Origin of the sequence: Pseudoalteromonas phenolica (assembly GCF_005886345.1) — a bacterium.
GTDB classification, from domain to species: Bacteria; Pseudomonadota; Gammaproteobacteria; order Enterobacterales; family Alteromonadaceae; genus Pseudoalteromonas; species Pseudoalteromonas phenolica_A.
Genome location: NZ_PNEC01000016.1, coordinates 76,730 through 97,221, shown reverse-complemented (window position 1 = coordinate 97,221; position 20,492 = coordinate 76,730). Strand labels below are relative to the sequence as shown.

Genomic DNA, 20,492 nt, shown 5'->3' with positions numbered 1-20,492 from the left:
TTTTTCCAAACAAACCTGATGCTTGGCTCACTTTCATACTACGCCTACGGCTATGGTATATGTTGATCTAGCACAAGCTTTAATAGACATTTATAAAACGTATTGGTGAGTGGTTTAAGATAGATTTTTTAATGAGATTTGTAAGTTTGAAACAAGAAAAAAGCCTAACAGCGAACCGCTAGGCTTGGGCAAGTAAAGAAATTGAATAGGGTTTTATATATTTGCTGTCGATTCTCGTACAATAAGCTTAGCTTCTAGAGTTATCTGAGTTTTTTCTACTTCAGGATCGCTTATCTGAAGTATTAATTGCTCCACAGCTTGTCGTGTCATCTCTTCCACTGGTTGTGCGATTGTAGTTAATCCTGGCCAAATATGACGGGCAATCGGTGCATTATCAAACCCCGCTATCGAGATATCTTCTGGTACATTTAACTTTGATTGTGTCGCCAATTTTAACACAGCAGCTGCCATGTAATCATTCGATGCAAACACTGCGCTCGGCCTAGGTTGTATATCTAAAATCTCTTTTGCGCTATCAGCACCTGAGTGATAACTAAAGTTACCCTCTGCCACCAGCTCAGCATCATATGCAATATTATGCTCTGCTAACGCTTTCTTATATCCTGAAAAACGTTGCTCTGTGGCACTATGATCTGGGTGACCTTTAATGAATGCAATTCGGCTATGACCGAGAGCAATTAGATGCTCTGTGATTTCGAATGCACCTTGTTCATCGTTACTTCTAACAGAAATTGAAGTTTCATCCTCAATCGCTGAGGCAACACGCGCATAGTTAATGCTTTTCTTTTTTAGAAATTCAATTAATTCTTGAGAATCAGAAAATGGTGGTGTGAGTACTAGGCCATCTAGGCGAGACGTTGTTAATAGGTGTTCGATGTTTTCAATTAACGCTTCACCGCGTAATTCGCAAGGGTGTATAAGCAAGTTATAGTTATGTTTATGACATGCTTCTAAAGCACCACTTTGTACACGCGTGATATAACTTTTACTAGGGTTATCGTACAAACAGCCGATGATAAAGCTGCGATTGCGAGCAAGGCCTCTGGCAATAGGATTCGGTGTATAATCGAGTTCTTTAAAAACTTTTAATACTTTTTCGCGTGTCGCTGGGCTTACATTAGGCTCATTGTTCAATACGCGTGAAACGGTTTTTTTCGAAACACCGGCGTATTCTGCAACACTATTTATTGTTACTTTCTTCATCTGGTTTCCCGCTCTACATTCGAGGGAGTAAACACTTCAACCTCTACTGCAATTCATCCTGAACGAAAGAAATATCAATCTAGAATTCTTTGATTAATGGGTTATCATTTATCTTTAAAAAATGCTGCCCACATTCATGGGCAGCCAACACGTTTTGACAACAAAATGATAAAACGCCGACATTATGACACCGGTGTCAGACATGCGCAATAAAATTTTTCAATTGACTATTTTTAACTGCCTACTTCTCGACCTAGCTCCTTCATAAATTCCTTCATAAACAATACTCTAGTCTCAGCTTCTTGCCTTCCTGCATACGTGTGCATAACTTCAGGTAATTTAAAAAGTTTGTTATAAAAATGGTCAACTGTATATGAATAATCATCTGGATCTCGATTTTCACAGAATGGATCGTCAACATTGTAGACGCTGCGATGCATCGCACCGCCAACGGTAAAACAGCGTGCAATGCCAATTGCTCCCAAGCTATCTAGCCTATCTGCATCTTGGACAATTTTAGCTTCAAGTGTTTCTGCTTCCACATTCGCGCTGTAGCTGTGCGCAACTATGGCGTGATGTACAGCAGACAACTTTTCACTCACAAAATCGATACCTGATAGATATTCGATGGCTTTGTCTGCTGCCATTTTTGAAGCCTGGCTCCTCAATGGGCTATTTTTTGCGACTGCTACACAATCATGTAGCCATGCTGCAGCAACCACCACTTGCAAATCTGCCTGCTCTTTTTCAGCTAATAGCTTGGCAGCTGTAACCACCCTTTGCACATGAGCTAGGTCATGTCCTGCATCGGCTATGGGTAATGCTTGTACAAATTCACGACAATTTTGTTCTAAAGACGCTATTTTATCGCTATTCAATGCCCTACTCTCCGGATAATTCACTCATCAACATTGTATGTTTGTAAACGCTTAACTAAAATGCCCAGCATACAATTAAGTTAGGAAAAATTCATGTCTTGTGCAGTGTACTTGCAGCCTGGTAGAGAAAAATCATTAAAACGTAAACACCCTTGGATATTCTCCAAAGCCATCAAAAAAGTAAAAGGTAAGCCTGCTCTGGGTGATACCGTTAAAATTTACTCTAACGAAGGTAAATTTCTTGCCACTGCTGCATATAGTCCTGATTCTCAAATTAGAGCACGTATATGGAGCTTTGATGAATCTGAAAGCATTGACAAGGATTTTTTCTTACGTCGATTAACACGTGCTTTTGATGCACGCAGTCAAGTCATCGAGGAAGGTGGTTTAACGGGTTTTCGTTTAAGCGCAGCAGAGTCTGACGGCTTACCAGGTATCACCATTGATAAATTCGACAATTATATTGTTTGTCAGTTATTGAGTGCAGGTGCAGAGCGTCACAAAGGCGATATCGTACAAGCACTTCGTGAGCTTTTCCCTGATTGCCATATTTACGAGCGCTCTGACGTAGATGTACGTAAAAAAGAAGGCCTTGAAAAAACTACTGGTGCACTTTGGGGCGACGCGCCGACTGAGCCTGTTGTCATAAAAGAAAATGGCTTAAAGCTTGAAGTTGATATTTTAAATGGTCACAAAACTGGTTTTTATCTGGATCAACGTGACAGCCGTGCAGCACTAGAGCGTTTTTCTCAAGACAAAGACGTTTTAAATTGTTTTTGTTATACAGGTACATTCGGTTTATATGCATTACGTGGTGGCTGTAAAAACGTCATTAACGTAGATGTATCACAACCAGCCCTTGATACTGCAAAGCGAAATGTAGAACACAATAATCTTGATTTATCACGTGCTGAGTTCGTTAAACAAGATGTATTTAAGTTGCTGCGCCAATATCGTGAGGAAGGCCGTCAATTCGATACTATCGTGATGGACCCTCCTAAGTTTGCTGAGAGCAAAGCACAACTAACGGGCGCATGTCGTGGTTATAAAGATATTAATATGATCGCAATGCAAATTCTAAAGCCTGGCGGCACATTACTTACCTTCTCTTGTTCTGGCTTAATGGAGCAAAACCTGTTCCAAAAGGTTGTTGCTGACGCAGCCCTTGATGCGGGTAAAGAGCTGCTGATTATGGAGCGCTTGAACCAAGCAGCCGATCACCCCATCGCGGGTAACTACCCTGAAGGTTTTTACCTTAAAGGCCTTATTTGTAAGGTTTATTAATGTAGATAGAGTTTAGAGCAAAATTGGATAAATTCGTTCCTAAGGCCACATATATGGCCTTTTTATGTTTTGCATAAAAAAGGCGCTCATCCCAGAGCGCCAAGTTTGCTTAACATTCTTTTCTTCTTAAGCTTATTCGCTTAAGTCACCATATTGGTTATTTGTGCTTAGTAATACTGCTTTATCAAAGCCAGGTAAACTTAAGCTATCTTGACTCAATACAAGCTCATTTTCATCAATCATACCGTTGCCAAAGCGATAAATAAGTTCATATTGGCCATTGTCAGCGGCTTGCTGGTAGTCTGCTTGAGCAAGCTTTGTTTGTTCTAACTTTGCTTGGTAGGAATTTAACTGCGCTTCAGAATAGCGTTTCGATAAGAGTTTATTGGTAAAGTTTGGCGAAAATACCGTTGCTGTTGCGTTGTTACCACCGAAGCCTTTTGAGTTGATAAACGCGACATCCATAGGCGCACATTTATAATGCTCATTGCGAATATCTAAATGTTCCGCATGTACGTCGTCTGCCACTTTATCAATCGTTGTAATACCAGGCATAATGTTGTGACTGAATACACCCAACGCTAGCGCGAGTTGGTCGCCACTTGCTGGCGCAATGGTATGCCCTACGTATGCCTTTGGTGCAACCACTTTCCAACCATTGATTGAAAACGCTTCTGCTACTTTGTGATAAATCAGTGATTCAGTTACACGGTTTTGCGGTGTACTTGAGCCGTGCGCTAAAATAAAGCTACGCTCTTTAATCGCGTCAGCACCCGCAATTTGTTCAGCTAACGCAACAGACTTAGCCATAGTAATGTAGTTACCAGGGCCAGGTGCCGTAATAGACTTTTTAATACCATCAGCATTAACAAACACATCTACTACCGAGCCCATTACTTCTGCGCCAAGCTCTAGGGCTAAGGCATCGTCCATTAAGATTGCAACCTGAGCGCCTTCACCGATTGTGAAACCACAGTTCTCACCAAATGGGCGGCTTGTACGACGATAATCAACGTTTTCTGTATTATCGAGTTTACGAAGGCCTTCTTCGTTTGCCAATGCGCTCATGTTACCAAAACCTTCAATGACTTCTGGCGTCAACGCACATTCCACGCTCGCTACAATCGCAACTCGCGTACGGCCAGCTTGAATATCATTCACTGCAGCGCGTAAGTTATATAAGAAGGTTGCACACGCACCAGAGGTTGTGAACGTTGTACCAACGCTACCCGTTACGTAAGCATTAATGAAGTCAGTCGACATGGTATTTAAACCCAATGCCAGTTGCTTTGTACTAACGCGATCACCTTGTTGACGAGAGCGGATCAAACCACCAAAGCCTTCTTGCTGCATTTGGCCAGCGACTGATGCTGAATAAGTACCAATTTTATCTGGTTCAACACTGTTCATGACAGTATCCCAATCAAGACCCGTTGAACGAATTGCATCGGTTGCAGCAAAAATAGTAGCCTGTAAACCACGAGGTTGGTAACGACTGTTATAAAGCGATGCCGGATCAAAGCCGGTTGGTAATTGACCCGCTGCTTTGATTGGATTATCACGATAGCTATCGTGTTTTACTTCTAAAGAGTCAGGCACAACCACATTGACTGTTTTTGCATCTAGTTCTTCAACTTGCCATGAGGCTGGCACTGGGTTTGGTAAGTCACGCTTACGACAAGTGAACTTTAGTCCCGCATCATCATTCGCATTAATAGTTAGCTTTTGCTGCCAGTGTGTTGCATCACAATCAAAATGTTCTTTTTCTATTTTACGGATCAAAGTGCCCGCTTTAATTTGTTCACCAAATTGCGCTTCGACTTGTTCAGCTGAAATTTCATCGCCTGTGTGTGTTACTAGTCGACCGTCTTCGAAACGCACTAAATTCATTAGTGTTGCAAGGCCTAAGAAAGTTTCTTGGCGTGCTTGTTGATCTAGCTTATCTATAACAATACGGCGATAGCCCTGATGAAAAGATGTACGGCCCGCAGCGTTAATGCCACCCATACCGACAATAATTGGTAATGCAGTCATAAATAATCGTTCTTAAAATTTTCACACAACTTAGATATGTTCGATTCTAGTTTGAACTTTAGATTACATTTTGCAAAAATAGCCAAATATCATTTATTTTTCGCCAAATCATTATGGTCAGACCAGAAAACCCGATAAAAATTGGCTTCTGTATTTATCAAAGTATGCTCTTCACCAGTGTCTCACTGCCTGCAGAAATGCTCAGAGCAGGTGAAGCTTTTGCAAAAAGACACTTAGGGAATGACTTTAAGCCGTTACGCGTAACTTGGCTGGCAAAGGATACCTCGCCAATTAATAATGAACTAGGGTTGCAAATTCAGCCCGACGAAACCTTTAGCTATTTATCAGAGCAAGAATACATAATCGTGCCGAGCATCTGGCGTAACCCAAGGCCTGTTCTAAGAAAAAACGAACGACTTTATAGAAGTTTAAATGAAGCATGGCAGCAAGGTTCGACTATTATAGGTGTTGGTACTGGCGTCTGTTTTTTAGCGGAATCAGGTTTACTCGAACACCACCCTGCGACAACACACTGGCATTACGCGAAACAATTTAAACTCAATTACCCGTCAGTCGATTTAAAACCGGATTTCTTTATTACCCAGTCAGAGCGTATTTATACGGTGGCTAGTTTAAATGCGCTGGCAGATGTCATTGTGCATTTAATTTCACAATTATATGGCGTTGCCGCGGCGCAACATGTTCAGCAAAACTTTTCTCATGAAATCAGAAAGCCTTACGAAGAACAGCGCTTTTTGGAAGGCGATGCGGATACACATCCTGATGAATTAATCGCATCGATTCAATTTTGGTTAAAAAACAATTATCACACTGAAATTGCCCTTTCAGATGTGGCGGAGCAATTTGATTTAAGTTACCGTACGTTTAATCGACGTTTTAAAGCGGCAACAGACCAAACAGCCGCGCATTACTTGCAAACTATACGCTTAGAAAATGCCAAAGAGCTTTTAGCTTCTAGCAATTTGTCTATTCAAGATGTGGCGATATCTGTAGGGTTTAATTCTCAAGGCTTACTCACTCGGGTATTTAAGCAAAGGCTTAATCAGACACCGAGTGAGTATCGAAAGGTCGTGCGAAAAAAACTGTTTTCACAAAATCATTAAATAGTTAGAGCTCAGCTTCAATGACTTTTAATGCATTTGACTCCGACTCGGTGACAACACCATCAGCTTGTGCAAGCTGGGTTGTTAATCGAAAAGCCAACTCCTTAACTGGTTCATCTACAATGTGTTTCATTCGATGGTGGATAAAATGTTCTGTTTGTCCTTTGGCAATAATGTCTCTGCAATGTGTAATCATATTCGAAATATAAAGGCCGGCTTCAACTTCGCTATTCCAGCATAGCTTTTCTATCCAGGTATTTAAAACAGAAAGCTCTTTTTCACATACATCACCATCAATCGACATAAGCAAAACTGCTAAATCAACGACCGACTCAGTTTGCAGTTGGTCAACACAGATACCAGCATCAAGATGACTAAGTAATTGTTCGAATTTCATAAAATCCCCTTTTAATGTGCACGATAAACACGACGTTGATATTATTGATAACACTAGTTTAACAAGATAGTGAACTAGTTTGTGCTTGTCACTTTAATTTATCTCATCTTATACGATACTTAACTCAAATACGGACCACTGAATCATGCTTATGAAATGGGTATGTTTGTTTTTATGCTGTTTTGTCGCTTTAAGTAGCAAGGCGAAAATTCCGATTTCGATTGAAACCGATATTTATAATTACGCGCAACAAGTTCTCGGTGAAGAGAGTATCGAGTCTATCGAGCATTTCAAGCACCCAAGCTGCCGTAGAGATGTTGTGGAATTTATTCTTGTGCAAAAAGCGATAAAACTCGGAGGTCTCAATCTGGAGTATGATTTTGTGCTAGGTGATTATGATGCGAGAAATATTCGTCTTATCCAGCACGGGCTACTCCTGATCAGTTTTGACTCAATATGGCTAAATGAAGCATCCCAATACGCAAACGATGTGTTCATATCAGAGCCGGTGATCCGTAATGGAGAGTTTTACGCAGGTATATATGTCGCACCTAATAAAATAACTGAGCTAACGCCAAAACTTAAAAATGGCATTTCAGACCTTAGCTTTGTGACCAGCGAAGCTTGGCACACTGATGTAAAAACGCTCACCGCGCTGAAACCCAAAAATTTAATCATTGAAGCCGATTGGTTAGTTATGGCTAAAATGGTGAGCAGTGGCTGGGTCGATGCCATGCTAGCCCCTTTTAAACCAGCCCTGCCTTTCGAGTACACTGGAAAAAACTACAAGATTCGTGCGATAGATGGCGTTAAAGTCGCGCTTCAAGACAGCAGACACTTTGTTGTATCAAAAAAACATCCACTCGGTAACAAAACATTTAAAGCACTACAGAAGGGGTTAAAGCAACTCAGGCAATCAGGATACATTGAGCGTGCTTATAAGGAATGTGGTTTTCTCAACCCACTTGTTGAAGACTGGCAAGAAATAAAAGCAAAATTGGATTAATTTAAGCTTTAAGTATTAACTCCATATTTTATTCATTTTCTTACATTAATTTCTCGCCTATAAAAAAGGTACGTAGGAGTTAAGAAATGTACGAAATTAAATCTTCAATCAACTTTGGTTTTTATATTCTTGTCGTAAGCATCATTGCATTGCTACTTTCAATTAGCACGGCATTTAACTTTACTGCGTGGTTAGAGGCGCTAGAAATAATTCTTATATTTGCTCTAACTTTATTTGTATGCGTTACATTGATACAAACCTTAATGGGTAAAAGAACATCATCTTGGTGTATGAATGGATTGAGCTACTGTAACTTTTTAGGTGCTCAGAGATATATACCGATTGAGCAAATACAACAGGTTAAAGTTCACACTATTATTTGCTGTAAAGTCACTCATGTAAAACTTGAAGATAAGAATATTTTTCTATTCAGTTGCAAATTAACGTCACAGCAAAAAAGTCGACTTGCGCAACTTGGCTACTTTGCAAAATAAACAGCTGTAATAGTGTTCAGATGGTGTGCAATTAGATTTAATTACTTTACTGACCCCGGCTTTATCACTAGGATGGCAAAAAACTTTCACCGAGGACGATTATGACAACCGCATACCCAATTGGCACGCCGGGCACACCATGGCAAGCAGTAGAAAAAAAACAGTGGCTTGCAGCACAAGTAATTAAGCGTAGTTACCAACAAGAAGTAGAAACTAAAATACTTTCACTCGCTGATGAGTATGATGTTGAGCAGTATGGCGAGCTTAACTATGGTGAAAATGAATATAAATTGTATGCGGTGAAGTCCCGTGACTTTTCTAACAATAAGCCTACTGTTTTAGTGACCGGCGGTGTACATGGTTATGAAACCAGTGGTGTACATGGTGCGATTGACTTTATTAAATCACAAGGCAACCATTACCAAGCTGACTTCAATATAGTGGTGCTTCCATGTATTAGCCCTTGGGGTTATGAAACAATCAACCGTTGGAACCCAGACGCAATTGATCCAAACCGTTCATTTTACGCTGACAGCCCAGCGGCTGAATCAAAACAAGCTATGGCTTATATCGCTCAGTTTGATGATTTACTGTGTCATGTTGATTTACATGAAACTACTGACACTGATAACTCTGAATTTCGTCCTGCACTCGCAGCACGAGACGGCGTGAGCCATGATAATTGGAATATTCCAGATGGCTTTTACTTAGTAGGACATACTCAAAAGCCGCAATACTCTTTCCAATCTGCAATTATCAAAGAAGTAGAAAAAGTCACTCACATCGCCCCTGCTGATGAAGGTGGTAGGCTGATTGGCGTTGCGATTGAACAGTTTGGTGTTATTAACTATGACGGCACTAAACTAGGCCTTTGTATGGGCATGACAAACGCTGAATACGTGACAACAACCGAAGTTTACCCTGATAGCCCATCTGCTAACGATGAGATTTGTGTAAAAGGCCAAGTCGCTTCTGTCGTTGGAGCTTTAAACTACATTAAATCAATCGAAGACTAATAAACCAGAACAAAAAAGTAGCGCTATTTATTACTGCGCTACTTGTTCCTTTGCATTGTGATATCTTTAGAAAAATCCGAGTGGGCTCTCACTATAGCTGACTAATAGGTTTTTAGTCTTCTGATAATGATCTAACGCTTTTTTGTGCGTCTCTCTTCCTACACCCGACTTTTTATAGCCACCAAATGCGGCATGCGCCGGATACATGTGATAGCAGTTTGTCCATACACGACCAGCTTCAATCTTGCGGCCAAAGTGATAGGCACGATTTATGTTTCGAGTCCCCCCCCTGCACCTAAGCCAAATTCAGAGCTATTTGCCAATTCTAAGGCTTCGGCTTCGTCTTTGAACGTACACAGTGAAATAACTGGACCAAAAATCTCTTCTTGGAACACACGCAAAGAATTATTACCTTTTAGCAAGGTAGGTTGAATGTAATAGCCTGAATTGAACTCTTCAGATAACTGCTCGACTTCACCACCAAGCAGTACTTCTGCCCCTTCTTGTTTGCCTATTTCGATATAACTTAAGATTTTGTCGAACTGTTGCTGAGAGGCTTGCGCGCCCACCATGGTTTCTGTGTCGAGCGGGTTACCACGTTTAATCTGTGCAGTACGCGCTTTCACACGCTCAATAAACTCGTCATATATGTCTTCTTGAACAAATAAGCGAGAAGGACATGTACACCCTTCACCTTGGTTAAAATAAGCCAATACCGCGCCTTCAATACACTTGCTGAGATAATCATCGTCTTTTTTCTAATACATCACTGAAAAAGATATTCGGTGATTTACCGCCAAGCTCTACAGTCGATGGAATAATATTATCTGCGGCACATTTCAAAATGTGCGAACCAACCGGAGTAGAACCCGTAAAAGCAATCTTAGCAATTCGTGCGCTGGTTGCTAAAGCTTCACCTGCTTCTTTACCAAAAGCGTTCACCACGTTTAAAGCACCCGCAGGTAGTAAATCACCGTTCAGTTCAACTAATAACATGATCGAGGTTGGGGTTTGCTCTGCAGGTTTTAGTACCACACAGTTACCCGCAGCCAGAGCTGGGGCTAATTTCCAAGCGGCCATTAATAGCGGGAAGTTCCAAGGTATAATTAGCCCAACTACACCTAGCGGCTCATGGAAATGGTAGGTCACCGTGTGCTCGTCAATCTCGCCAATACTGCCCTCTTGCGCACGAATACAGCCAGCAAAATATCTAAAATGATCTGCTGCTAGCGGAATATCAGCGGCAAGGGTTTCACGTAATGCTTTACCGTTATCCCAAGTTTCAGCAACGGCCAAATACTCTTTGTTATCTTCAATGATCTGAGCAATTTTCAGTAAAACATTACTGCGCTCAGTGACACTGGTTGTGCCCCACGCCTCTTTTGCTTCATGTGCTTTGTCGAGTGCCAACTCAATATCTGCTGCTTTAGAGCGTGCCACTTGGCAAAACACTTTACCGTTCACTGGGCTTCTGTTTTCAAAATATTCACCATCTAATGGTGCAACCCATTCACCACCGATGTAATTGTCATACTTGTCTTTAAAATTAACGACTGCGCCCTGGGTATTCGGTTTTGAATAAATCATAGTGTCCTCTTCTATCAACTTGTTGTCCGGTTCATACTTCAGTTATATGTTTATTCTTGAGCCCATTTAATTGACATTAAGTGAAAGGAGGCTTAAAAAATTAACTCTAGGTATTTTTTGCATAACTCTCCGTCTTGATATTCATAAGAAACAGATATGCGCTTTGATTTGCAAGCTAGGCACCAACAGGTTGATAAATTGTTAGAGAATAAGCTCAGCTTTGATTCAGATGACGCGCAATTGAGTATTTATGACACTTATGAAAGTGCTTATAACGTGCCCCTTTCATCAAGCAATGTACTATTTTGCGGTATGCTGCAAGGTAAAAAATAATGCATGTAGACACTTGCGATTATCATCATGACTTTTTACCTAATGAGAGTTTTGTGCTGGTACCTGAGCAAACCGTCCATATTGATTTTCCTGATGCATCTAAAACCACACCAACAACTTGTTTAGCTATCTAAATTAGTAACGAAAAGCTTGCTGATATTGCACATAGGTTGAACATAGAAAACCAAAGTAAGCATGAAGTGAGTTATCAAAATGAACTCGTACATGTAGAACACAATTGGCAAACTCAGGCGTTACTAGACCTCATGGTACATTTATTCACTGAAAATGGAGATCAACGCGGGTTTCTAATCGATTTGGCGCTGAACGAACTTGTAACACGGTTACTCACTCAGCAAACCCGAGAACTTATTTTACAATGTGCACACTCTTATAATCATCAAGAGCCAATTACAGAAGTGGTTCAATATATAGAACATAATTTGAGTGAGCCTTTAGATATCGATATTTTGTGCAAAATTGCTTGTATGAGTCGTAGCAAGTTTTTTAACTATTTTAAGTCATGTTTAAACATGACGCCTCAACAATGGTTGCTCACAAAGCGCTTAGCAAAGGCAAAAGCGCTGCTAAAAAAAGGAAAAAGCAATACCCAAATAGGTTTTGATTTAGGCTTTAATCATACCAGTCAATTTAGTCGCACATTCAAAAATGCCTTTGGCATTTCTCCAAAGGCATATCAAAAAAATTAAACGTATTAACGTTTGTTTGAGCTATTGACAGGTATATTTACCACTTAATGTCTTGTAGCTTAGTCCAAAGGTTATTAGTCGCACTTGCTACAGCTTGACTTACACCAAGGCCAAATTTTTCAGGTAGCGTTTTTTTACTAGTATATTTAACCGTGTAGATTTGATGGCTTTCTAATAAAGATAAAACATAGTCATCACTGGTGTTCAGCTCATCGACTAAGCCTAGTTTCTGCGCATCCATTGCAAACCAATACTCACCGGTAGCCACTTTTTCAAGCTCAATATCTGCTCTATGAGTTTGCACAAACTCTTTAAACAAGCCATGCGTCGACTCAACATCTTGTTGAAATTTCTCACGACCTTTATCGGTATTTTCCCCAAATAGCGTCAAAGTACGTTTAAATTCACCTGATGTGATCATTTCAAAGTCGATATCATTCTTTTTTAGTAACTTATTGAAGTTCGGTATCTGTGCAATGACCCCAATTGAGCCTATGATAGAAAATGGTGCAGCAACAATTTTATCAGCAACACAGGCCATCATATATCCACCACTGGCAGCTATTTTATCTACACAAACTGTCAGGGGAAGTTCTGCATTAGTAATACGTTTTAATTGAGAGGCTCCTAACCCATAACCATGAACAACTCCGCCACCACTGTCGATATTTACAATCACTGAATCCTTACTTTTGTCAGCGATTTGAAGAACAGCTGTAATTTCTTCACGTAAACTATTCACCTCATGGGCATCTGAACTGCCGTCAAAGTTAATTACAAATGCTTTTGCTTCAAGCTGCTCTTCTTTATTTTTCTTCTGCGCTTTGAAGTAAGCCTTAAGTGCTTTTTTGTCTAAGGTTTGTTCGATGAAGTCTTTTTTATTACGTTTTAACTTTTTAGATAAATCTTTTAATTCAACTTCACCAGTAGCGGATTTTGGCTTTTGGCTTGCGCCAACAATCAAAATTATGACGCCTCCAATTGCAAGCACGATTGTGATTGCTTTGGCTAAAAATAAGCCGTATTCAAATAAAAACGTCAATATAGTCTCCTCACTGTTTTTACGATTCAAAAGTTTTTATAAATAAAAAAAGCCGCTTAAAGCGGCTTTTTCATCTTCTCGTACTTGAGATTAATTAGCAATAACTGCGTCATTGCTTATTGGTAACATCATACCTTTTGTCGCTAAGAAAGTTGCTAACTGAGTTTGCATTTCAACAGTTGTCATTGCATGACCTTGTGCTGTGCCACCTACAGCTTCATTAAATGAAGTGGTTGCAATCGATGAGTGATGACCTTGAGAGAACTTAACAACATAATTCTTAGGCTCACCCATTTGTGTTTCAGTCACTGGCGTCATACCGAATAACTGAGCCATAGGCATGGTACCAGATAAAGGCAGTGCCGTTGTTGGCGGAATAACTGCATCAGGTTGGTTTCCATCTTCACCACCTGTTACTACGCTTAGGTAAGTTGGTGTACCAAGTGCCTGAACGGCAGCGGCGTAGTTTACAGGGTCTGCACTGTCTAACGCTGTTTGAGCAACCGTTACAAACTGGCTAATAATAGACTGAATACTGGCGAGTGCAGCTGTGTTGCTTGTGTCAACAAGTTGCTTTTCATAAAGTGCATAAGAACATGGGATCTTAGCCTCAGCAGGACAAGCTGCTGTTGCTTCACTTGCTACGAACTCCAAGAAAGCCTTAGACGATAAATTACCCGCTGCAGCTAACACTGAGCCTTTCACAAACGAACCAAATGAGCCTGATTCAGTTAAGAAGTTAGCAATACCAGCACCACCGCTTGCTAGACCAACTGTATTTACTTTAAATAAGTTATCAACTGTTTCATCACCGATAGGCTTATTTGTATGTGCGATAAAGTTAGGCGCTACAATAGAACCTAAAGAGTGACCAAAGAAGCTTACATCTGTAGGGTTAATGCCAAGTGTTGGGTCAATGAAGTTCAGGCCAAGTCTAAGTGCTAAAAGGTCAGCTGAAGACTGCCTTAGGTTATCGCGAGCAACCAGTAGAGAGGTCAAATTCATGTAAGAAAGTACTGAGCCCTGACCGCTTGTAGCATTGAAATCATCTTTACCGTCTAAATCGATATCAAGGCCACGAGCACCGTGCATTGGATGATCAATTGCTACCGTAGCAAATCCGGCGTTACTCAATGCTAATGTTAGACCTAAAAGGCTTTCTTTATTAGCGGTAATGCCGTGCTGTAAAATAACTACAGGCCAACCTGTAGCTGGCATTTCAATACCTAATAGTTCTGCACGCGGCTTAGTGATTTGTACAGGTACGTTTGCAATCCACTCAGTTGAAGGAATGCTATTAAATTTAGTTAAGAAGCGGCTTTGATCTAAACCAAAGTCACGAAGTACACCACCAGACGCTGCATTACAATACGCGTCGTTTGCACCAGGTGTTAAACCAGATAAATCAACACCAGCTGCAACTGCACCAGCAAGTGTTGCGGCACTATCACAGCGAGCTTTCCAATAGTTGCCCGCTAAATCTTCAATTGCTGTGCCTTCAGGTTTCTTTGAGTACATAGGTAACATAATGCTACCTTGCATGTATTGAACAGCCTGGAAAGGTGCACGAGTTTCAGCATCTGGGATAACTGTTGCAAGCGCATCAGATACAGTTATCATTGGTTGCTCTGGTACTACAACCTTAGGGTTGGTCTGAGTTTGTAAGCTTTGCGCTAAACCTAACTTAATGTTATTCATTACTGCACCCACAGACTGAATCGTCATTGCGGCAGTATAGATAACATTTTCTTTTGCAACCTGACCAGAAATCACATTTTCGTATTGGCGTATTACAGCCTGAAGACTTAATTGCGAATCTGTGACAAGCGCTGACTCTGATCTTAATAAGCTATATGACGATGATGGTTGCAGAGGACGTCCATCAGCCATAACTATATTATTAGTTAACGCAGTAATGTAAGAAGCCCCTGGCTTGAGCGGTTTAAGTGGCACAACCATAATGCCTTGACCAGAATCAGTCAGCTTAGCCACATAATCAACCCCAAAAGTAAGCTCGCCCACATACTTGCAAGCTATACCTGCAGGTACTTTATCACTTGCACAATCAGGATCTGTGATACTCGCACCCATCACCACTTCAAAAATACGAACAGCATCAGGCGTGGCTACAGAATCACCATTTATACTTACATCACTGGGTACATCAAGATCAATCACATATGGCATGTTAGTTGACCAACCGTCTAAAGCACCAAGTGTATTACTTGGGTTTGCGTATTCTGGCGCAGATAAAGCAGGTTGACCTGCTGCGTCAAGTTCACCAGGAAGATTAATAGTACCGTCTTGTGTTCCGCTTAAAAGAATGTCGTTCGGTATTGAAATTACACCGCCAGCAGGATCAAATTTTACTGACGCTGAAGGGAGTACTGGAGTAGAATCTTGTTTTACATCTTGTAGAGTTTCACCGCCGCCACAGCCGACTAAAGCCGTAGAAATTGCGAGTGAGAGAAGCATTTTTTTCATTGAATGGGCTCCGACAAATTTTATTATTCTTATGCAATAAACGCGTTAATATAATGTAATTCTGTTTTTAATGAGACATTAGACCAGTTAAACTTAACTCAATATGTAAAGTTTCGCCACCCAAATTTACAATAATTTAGATAACTTACCCTAATGCTGTGATAAAATGTGCAAAACGTTCAAATAGAGATCTACAATGCATAATTATCAAGCAGCAGACAATGCACTAGAAAATAAAACCATTTTAATCACAGGTGCTGGCGATGGAATTGGCCGTGTTGCGGCATTAACATATGCAAAACACGGTGCAACTGTAATCCTACTTGGTAAAACAACTAAAAAGCTTGAATGCGTATACGATGAAATCGTGAATGCAGGCTATCCACAACCGGCTATCGTTCCTATGGATATGCGCGGTGCGACAAAACAAAACTACCGCGACCTTGCAGCAACCATTGAACAACAATTTGGTAAATTAGATGGCCTTCTAAACAATGCGTCAATCTTAGGCTCACTCGGTCCACTAGAGCATTTCTGTGTATCTACGTTTGAAAACATCATGAAAGTAAACGTGACTGCACAAGCTATGATCACAAAATATATGTTCCCATTACTTCGTAAATCACCGTGCGCTTCTGTGATTTTCACTTCATCAGGTGTAGGCCGTGAGGGTCGTGAATTCTGGGGTCCTTATGCAATCTCAAAATTTGCAACTGAAGGCATGATGCAAACTTGGTCTAAAGAAGTGGGTAAGACTAACATTCGTATCAACTGTATTAACCCTGGTGCGACACGTACAAGTATGCGAGCTTCAGCTTTCCCTGGTGAAGATAAAGAAAAGCTTAAGACTGCAGAAGAGTTAATGGCGACATATCTATACCTAATGGCAGATGATTCTAAAGACCTTAACGGTGAATCAATTAACGCACAGTAACTTATCGTTCTGACACCATTAAAAATGGCACTCAATCGAGTGCCTTTTTAGTATGAGTCCAATTAGAGAGTTACTTTCTCTTTGGTTTTGGCTTTTGTGCACGTTGGTTGTGCTTTTTCACAGCCTTTCTGATCTGATTGATCTTAGCACGCTTGTCTTTGCGCTTTTCTGGCATCACAGACAGCTTAGTTTGCGTTTCAGGGCGCATTTTTACAGATTTACGTAAATAATTTACGTCTTCTAACTTAAGCTCTTCCCAGCCACCTTGAGGTAGACGTTTGTTAAGCTCTAATTTACCGTAACGGATACGAATTAGGCGAGATACTTCTACTTCTTGAGATTGCCATAAACGACGTACTTCACGGTTGCGACCTTCAGTTAGCGTAACGTTGAACCACTTGTTAATGCCCTCACCGCCCATAGGCTTAATTTTTAAGAATTTAGCTGGGCCATCCTCTAATTCAACCCCTTTCGTTAAGGTACTCAATGTTTGGTTTGTTACCTCACCGAATACACGTGCAGAATACTCACGCTCTACTTCATATTTAGGGTGCATTAAACGATTCGCTAACTCGCCATCATTGGTAAATAGCAATAAACCTGAAGTATTGATATCTAAACGACCAATCGCAATCCAACGATCGCCTTCTAAACGAGGTAGTCTATCGAAAACCGTTCGGCGACCTTCCGGATCTTTACGTGTACACAACTCGCCTTCAGGCTTGTGATACATTAAAACACGACAAACACGTTCTTCTTGTTGCTCAATTTTAACAACATGACCGTCAACACGAATAACCGCATTTTCTTCAACACGATCACCTAAACGTGCCACTTTACCGTTAACGCTGACACGATTAGAGTCAATGTATTTTTCCATTTCACGGCGTGAACCCACACCAGCACGGGCCAATACTTTTTGTAACTTTTCACTCATTAGGATGGTTCTCTCACAGAAGGATCACTCAATATCTGCTCTAGTTTTACATCTTGTTGCTCAGGTAAATTAGGCAGGTGTTCTAAACCAGATAAAGAAAAATAATCTAAAAATTGTTTGGTGGTTGCATACAACGCAGGTTTACCAGGCACGTCTTTTTGCCCAACAACCGTTATCCATTCACGCTCTAATAAACTTTTCATGATATTGCTGCTTACAGCAACCCCTCTTACCTGCTCTATCTCACCTCGGGTAATAGGTTGACGATAGGCTATCAAGGCAAGGGTTTCTATGGTCGCACGAGAGTATTTCACCGCTTTTTCAGGCCATAATTTGCTTAATGGCTCTGCCAAAGAAGGCCCTGCTTGAAAGCGATAACCAGACGCCACTTCAACCAACTGAACACCTCTTGTTGAATAATGCTCAACCAGTGAGTCTATGGCTTGGGTTAATCTTTTAGCAGAAATATTGAAATCTTGCAGAACGGTTTCTTGTAGACGACGCTTACTTAATGGCTTCTCAGAAACAAAAATCGCTGCTTCGACTAACTCAACGAGTTGTTCATCACTAAGACGCTTAAAAGCCATATTAATCTACAATTGCAAACACAAGGCAATATTATGACAGAGGTTCGGTTACTCTTGTAGTTTTAAAGATAAATAAATCTCTGACTGCGGGGTAATTTGGGTAAAAGTGACTAATTGCTCTTTGATCAGTTCAAGCATTGCTATAAATGTCACCACCACGCCTTGGCGCCCTTCAGTAAAATCAAACAAAGTGACGAAAGCACACGGACCGTTATTTTCTGAAAGGTGCCTTAGAATTCTCGACATACGCTCACGAGTAGACAAAACTTCACTTGATATTTGATGGTGAGCAAGCGTTTTTACCCGAGCCATCACATTACCAAATGCAAGCACTAAGTCTTTTAAACTTAAATCGGGTAATTTCTCTTCATCAAGTGCAGTATCGATATACTCTGCATTTGCTATGAAGAAGTCTTTTCCGACATGAGGCTGCTCTTTTAATGTTTCTGCCGCAGCTTTAAACTGTTCATATTCTTGCAAACGCTTGACTAATTCAGCACGCGGATCGGCTTCTTCTTCAAGCTCTTCATGGGTCGGCAAGAGCATGCGCGATTTAATTTGTGCCAATAACGCTGCCATCACTAAGTATTCCCCTGCCAATTCAAGCTGTAAGTCTTTCATCAGCTCAACATAGCTCACATATTGTTTGGTAATACTATGGATAGGCAGTTGCAGAATATCGAGTTTATGGCGTTTAATGAGATATAAAAGCAGATCGAGCGGACCCTCAAAGCTTTCTAATATCACTTTAAGGGCATCGGGCGGTATGTATAAGTCTTCTGGCTTTTCTAAAACGGCTTCGCCATGAAGAAAGGCCAGTGGCGGGGAATTACTCATTTAATGACTACTTCGAAGGCTACTGAAACGGCGTAACATCACCGCATCCTTCGCGAAGGATCACAATATCATCGTCAGAGAAGTCAATTACTGTAGTCGCTTGTTCGATCAAATAACCACCATGAATAATTAGATCTACCTGCTTTTCTAGGCTCATGCGAATGTCATCGGGATCTGACTCGGTAAATTGCTCACCAGGTAAAATCAAGGAACATGACATAAGTGGCTCATTGAGCTCTTCCAGTAACGCGGCGGCAATTGGGTTATCGGTTACACGCATACCAATGGTCTTTTTCTTCTCGTTTAATAAACGCTTAGGTACTTCTTTTGTGCCTTTAAAAATAAAGGTATAAGGCCCTGGCGTATTGTTTTTTATTAAGCGAAAAATTTGATTATCTACACGGGCATAGGTAGCCAGTTCTGATAAATCTCGACAGACAAGTGTAAAGTTGTGGTGTTTTTCAATACCGCGAATACGCTCAATTCGCTCTTTCGCTTGTTTGTTACCAATACTACAGCCGAGTGCATAGCCTGAGTCGGTCGGGTAGACTATCACCCCACCCTTTTGAATAATTTCGACCGCTTGTTTAATTAAGCGTGCCTGCGGGTTATCTGGGTGAATATGAAAAAATTGGCTCATTAGTTACACTCCTGTGCGTCTTGCCAAAACTGCCAAACAGCTTGGCAATCTTTTGGTAAGTATAGGTTTTTTCCGAGATCTGACCAAGGCATAGGATAATGAAAATCTGAACCTTGACTCGCGAGTAGATCAAACTCTTGGCTTAATTGCCCTAAAAACTGTCTTTCGCTTGGTGCTTGTTGCGGTAAAGCGACTTCCATCGCCTGTCCACCAGCAAGTTTAAATTCATTAAGTAATTTACGAAGCCACTTATTAGACATTTGATATCGACCAGGATGTGCTAGCACGGAAACGCCACCTGCAGCCTGAATTGCTGTAATAGCAGTTGCCATATCACACCAATTACTTGGTACATAGCCCGTTTTGCCTCTGGCTAAAAACTTTTTAAACACACCTTGGATATTCTTAGCCACACCACGTTTGACCAAAGCTTGCGCAAAGTGCGCTCGGGTGATTTCAGCATCTTTTGCCAATGCTTTGGCCTGTTCATAAATATCTTCATAGCCTTTTTTCGCTAAGCGTCGACCAATCTCTTGAGCACGAGCTTCACGTTTGTTTTGCTGCTCAGTCAATAAATTAAGAAGATGAGTATTTTCAATATCTATAGATAGACCGACAATATGGATTTCAAAACTCTCCCATTTTGTCGAAATCTCAACCCCTGCCACTAGCTCTAAATTTAAATCTCGGTCAGCTATAAATTGCTTTGCAGGTTCAACACCCGCAATGGTATCGTGATCGGTGAGTGCTAAAACATCAACGCCCTTTTCTGTTGCTCGCTCAAGTAATGCGTCTACGCTTAAACGACCATCAGAAAAGGTGCTATGACTGTGTAAATCATATTTTATCAAGTTTATTTCTCTTCATTATTATTCGTGTTCGTGTCAACGGGTCGGATTATATCACTAATACGCCCCATTAAATTTTGTATACTTTATATTTTT

20 protein-coding genes and 1 pseudogene are annotated in these 20,492 nt (G+C 40.8%); 9 read left to right on the top strand and 12 right to left on the bottom strand.

Annotation, left to right across the window (positions count from 1 at the left end):
* Window positions 1–213 precede the first annotated feature (213 nt).
* Together CWB72_RS08845 and CWB72_RS08840 are read right to left on the bottom strand one after the other, a co-directional pair.
* Window positions 214–1,224 (bottom strand): LacI family DNA-binding transcriptional regulator, encoded by a 1,011-nt coding sequence (locus CWB72_RS08845; RefSeq protein ID WP_130256378.1) that lies wholly within the window; start codon window positions 1,222–1,224, stop codon window positions 214–216.
* A gap of 233 nt (window positions 1,225–1,457) precedes the next feature.
* Window positions 1,458–2,102: an HD domain-containing protein gene (locus CWB72_RS08840; protein ID WP_252371517.1), complete on the bottom strand. Its 645-nt coding sequence runs from the start codon at window positions 2,100–2,102 to the stop codon at window positions 1,458–1,460.
* Between the two features lie 93 nt (window positions 2,103–2,195).
* On the opposite strand from CWB72_RS08840, the gene CWB72_RS08835 reads away from it, so the two are divergent.
* Entirely contained in the window at window positions 2,196–3,386 is a 1,191-nt protein-coding gene (locus tag CWB72_RS08835; protein WP_138630681.1) for a class I SAM-dependent methyltransferase, read from the top strand.
* A 132-nt stretch (window positions 3,387–3,518) separates the two neighbouring features.
* Here CWB72_RS08835 and CWB72_RS08830 read toward each other — a convergent pair whose 3' ends face one another.
* On the bottom strand, window positions 3,519–5,420 hold the full coding sequence (locus CWB72_RS08830; RefSeq protein ID WP_138630679.1) for a beta-ketoacyl synthase: 1,902 nt from the start codon (window positions 5,418–5,420) through the stop codon (window positions 3,519–3,521).
* A 113-nt stretch (window positions 5,421–5,533) separates the two neighbouring features.
* Between CWB72_RS08830 and CWB72_RS08825 the strand changes: the two genes are divergently transcribed.
* The gene (locus tag CWB72_RS08825) at window positions 5,534–6,544 is read left to right on the top strand and encodes a GlxA family transcriptional regulator (RefSeq protein WP_130256381.1); all 1,011 of its coding nucleotides are present in this window, start codon (window positions 5,534–5,536) and stop codon (window positions 6,542–6,544) included.
* A gap of 4 nt (window positions 6,545–6,548) precedes the next feature.
* Here the strand turns inward: CWB72_RS08825 and CWB72_RS08820 are convergent, their stop codons facing one another.
* Window positions 6,549–6,941: a hypothetical protein gene (locus CWB72_RS08820; RefSeq protein ID WP_130256382.1), complete on the bottom strand. Its 393-nt coding sequence runs from the start codon at window positions 6,939–6,941 to the stop codon at window positions 6,549–6,551.
* A gap of 145 nt (window positions 6,942–7,086) precedes the next feature.
* Here CWB72_RS08820 and CWB72_RS08815 point away from each other — a divergent pair, with 145 nt between their 5' ends.
* The 3 genes from CWB72_RS08815 (at window position 7,087) to CWB72_RS08805 (ending at window position 9,457) form a co-directional block, all read left to right on the top strand.
* Complete coding sequence (locus CWB72_RS08815; RefSeq protein WP_171037250.1) at window positions 7,087–7,947, top strand: hypothetical protein; 861 nt, start codon at window positions 7,087–7,089, stop codon at window positions 7,945–7,947.
* 86 nt (window positions 7,948–8,033) lie between these two features.
* Window positions 8,034–8,441 carry a hypothetical protein gene (locus tag CWB72_RS08810; RefSeq protein WP_138630677.1) on the top strand — a complete coding sequence of 136 codons (408 nt, stop codon included), beginning with the start codon at window positions 8,034–8,036 and terminating at the stop codon, window positions 8,439–8,441.
* Between the two features lie 101 nt (window positions 8,442–8,542).
* Window positions 8,543–9,457, top strand: coding sequence for a M14 family metallopeptidase (locus tag CWB72_RS08805; RefSeq protein ID WP_138630675.1), 915 nt, complete (start codon window positions 8,543–8,545; stop codon window positions 9,455–9,457).
* Window positions 9,458–9,523: 66 nt separating this feature from the next.
* On the opposite strand, the pseudogene exaC reads toward CWB72_RS08805, so the two are convergent.
* A pseudogene (gene exaC, locus CWB72_RS08800) lies at window positions 9,524–11,044 on the bottom strand (acetaldehyde dehydrogenase ExaC).
* A 156-nt stretch (window positions 11,045–11,200) separates the two neighbouring features.
* Between exaC and CWB72_RS21130 the strand changes: the two are divergent.
* From CWB72_RS21130 to CWB72_RS21120, 3 genes are all read left to right on the top strand, one after another.
* Window positions 11,201–11,377, top strand: coding sequence for a hypothetical protein (locus tag CWB72_RS21130; RefSeq protein ID WP_354384662.1), 177 nt, complete (start codon window positions 11,201–11,203; stop codon window positions 11,375–11,377).
* Window positions 11,377–11,511, top strand: a complete 135-nt coding sequence (locus tag CWB72_RS21125; RefSeq protein ID WP_354384661.1) for a hypothetical protein — start codon at window positions 11,377–11,379, stop codon at window positions 11,509–11,511. The genes CWB72_RS21130 and CWB72_RS21125 overlap by 1 nt, the downstream gene beginning before the upstream one ends.
* A 66-nt stretch (window positions 11,512–11,577) precedes the next feature.
* A complete protein-coding gene (locus CWB72_RS21120; protein WP_354384660.1) occupies window positions 11,578–12,087 on the top strand; it encodes an AraC family transcriptional regulator in 510 nt (169 codons plus the stop codon).
* A 37-nt stretch (window positions 12,088–12,124) separates the two neighbouring features.
* Here the strand turns inward: CWB72_RS21120 and sohB are convergent, their stop codons facing one another.
* Both sohB and CWB72_RS08785 read right to left on the bottom strand, forming a co-directional pair.
* On the bottom strand, window positions 12,125–13,129 hold the full coding sequence (gene sohB, locus CWB72_RS08790; protein WP_138630673.1) for a protease SohB: 1,005 nt from the start codon (window positions 13,127–13,129) through the stop codon (window positions 12,125–12,127).
* 90 nt (window positions 13,130–13,219) lie between these two features.
* Entirely contained in the window at window positions 13,220–15,613 is a 2,394-nt protein-coding gene (locus CWB72_RS08785) for a VolA/Pla-1 family phospholipase (protein WP_138630671.1), read from the bottom strand.
* 196 nt (window positions 15,614–15,809) lie between these two features.
* Between CWB72_RS08785 and CWB72_RS08780 the strand changes: the two genes are divergently transcribed.
* On the top strand, window positions 15,810–16,547 hold the full coding sequence (locus CWB72_RS08780) for a YciK family oxidoreductase (RefSeq protein WP_138630669.1): 738 nt from the start codon (window positions 15,810–15,812) through the stop codon (window positions 16,545–16,547).
* Window positions 16,548–16,617: 70 nt separating this feature from the next.
* Here the strand turns inward: CWB72_RS08780 and rluB are convergent, their stop codons facing one another.
* From rluB to rnm, 5 genes are read right to left on the bottom strand one after another with little or no spacing between them, the layout of a single operon-like run.
* Window positions 16,618–17,484 (bottom strand): 23S rRNA pseudouridine(2605) synthase RluB, encoded by an 867-nt coding sequence (gene rluB / locus CWB72_RS08775; RefSeq protein WP_058030017.1) that lies wholly within the window; start codon window positions 17,482–17,484, stop codon window positions 16,618–16,620.
* Window positions 17,484–18,071, bottom strand: a complete 588-nt coding sequence (scpB, locus tag CWB72_RS08770) for an SMC-Scp complex subunit ScpB (RefSeq protein WP_138630667.1) — start codon at window positions 18,069–18,071, stop codon at window positions 17,484–17,486. The genes rluB and scpB overlap by 1 nt, the downstream gene beginning before the upstream one ends.
* Before the next feature lie 48 nt (window positions 18,072–18,119).
* Window positions 18,120–18,908 (bottom strand): segregation and condensation protein A, encoded by a 789-nt coding sequence (locus CWB72_RS08765; RefSeq protein WP_138630665.1) that lies wholly within the window; start codon window positions 18,906–18,908, stop codon window positions 18,120–18,122.
* Between the two features lie 19 nt (window positions 18,909–18,927).
* The gene (locus CWB72_RS08760) at window positions 18,928–19,548 is read right to left on the bottom strand and encodes an L-threonylcarbamoyladenylate synthase (protein ID WP_138630663.1); all 621 of its coding nucleotides are present in this window, start codon (window positions 19,546–19,548) and stop codon (window positions 18,928–18,930) included.
* Complete coding sequence (gene rnm / locus CWB72_RS08755; protein ID WP_138630661.1) at window positions 19,548–20,399, bottom strand: RNase RNM; 852 nt, start codon at window positions 20,397–20,399, stop codon at window positions 19,548–19,550. The genes CWB72_RS08760 and rnm overlap by 1 nt, the downstream gene beginning before the upstream one ends.
* Window positions 20,400–20,492: the final 93 nt, after the last annotated feature.

Coding starts and splice junctions, on each gene's coding strand:
- CWB72_RS08820 (WP_130256382.1), bottom strand. CDS start 6,941: ATGAAATTCGAACAATTACTTAGTCATCTTGATGCTGGTATCTGTGTT.
- CWB72_RS08760 (WP_138630663.1), bottom strand. CDS start 19,548: ATGAGCCAATTTTTTCATATTCACCCAGATAACCCGCAGGCACGCTTA.
- CWB72_RS08805 (WP_138630675.1), top strand. CDS start 8,543: ATGACAACCGCATACCCAATTGGCACGCCGGGCACACCATGGCAAGCA.
- CWB72_RS08810 (WP_138630677.1), top strand. CDS start 8,034: ATGTACGAAATTAAATCTTCAATCAACTTTGGTTTTTATATTCTTGTC.
- rluB (WP_058030017.1), bottom strand. CDS start 17,484: ATGAGTGAAAAGTTACAAAAAGTATTGGCCCGTGCTGGTGTGGGTTCA.
- CWB72_RS08815 (WP_171037250.1), top strand. CDS start 7,087: ATGCTTATGAAATGGGTATGTTTGTTTTTATGCTGTTTTGTCGCTTTA.
- scpB (WP_138630667.1), bottom strand. CDS start 18,071: ATGGCTTTTAAGCGTCTTAGTGATGAACAACTCGTTGAGTTAGTCGAA.
- CWB72_RS21130 (WP_354384662.1), top strand. CDS start 11,201: ATGCGCTTTGATTTGCAAGCTAGGCACCAACAGGTTGATAAATTGTTA.
- CWB72_RS08835 (WP_138630681.1), top strand. CDS start 2,196: ATGTCTTGTGCAGTGTACTTGCAGCCTGGTAGAGAAAAATCATTAAAA.
- CWB72_RS08825 (WP_130256381.1), top strand. CDS start 5,534: ATGGTCAGACCAGAAAACCCGATAAAAATTGGCTTCTGTATTTATCAA.
- CWB72_RS08785 (WP_138630671.1), bottom strand. CDS start 15,613: ATGAAAAAAATGCTTCTCTCACTCGCAATTTCTACGGCTTTAGTCGGC.
- CWB72_RS08765 (WP_138630665.1), bottom strand. CDS start 18,908: ATGAGTAATTCCCCGCCACTGGCCTTTCTTCATGGCGAAGCCGTTTTA.
- CWB72_RS08845 (WP_130256378.1), bottom strand. CDS start 1,224: ATGAAGAAAGTAACAATAAATAGTGTTGCAGAATACGCCGGTGTTTCG.
- CWB72_RS21125 (WP_354384661.1), top strand. CDS start 11,377: ATGCATGTAGACACTTGCGATTATCATCATGACTTTTTACCTAATGAG.
- CWB72_RS08830 (WP_138630679.1), bottom strand. CDS start 5,420: ATGACTGCATTACCAATTATTGTCGGTATGGGTGGCATTAACGCTGCG.
- CWB72_RS08780 (WP_138630669.1), top strand. CDS start 15,810: ATGCATAATTATCAAGCAGCAGACAATGCACTAGAAAATAAAACCATT.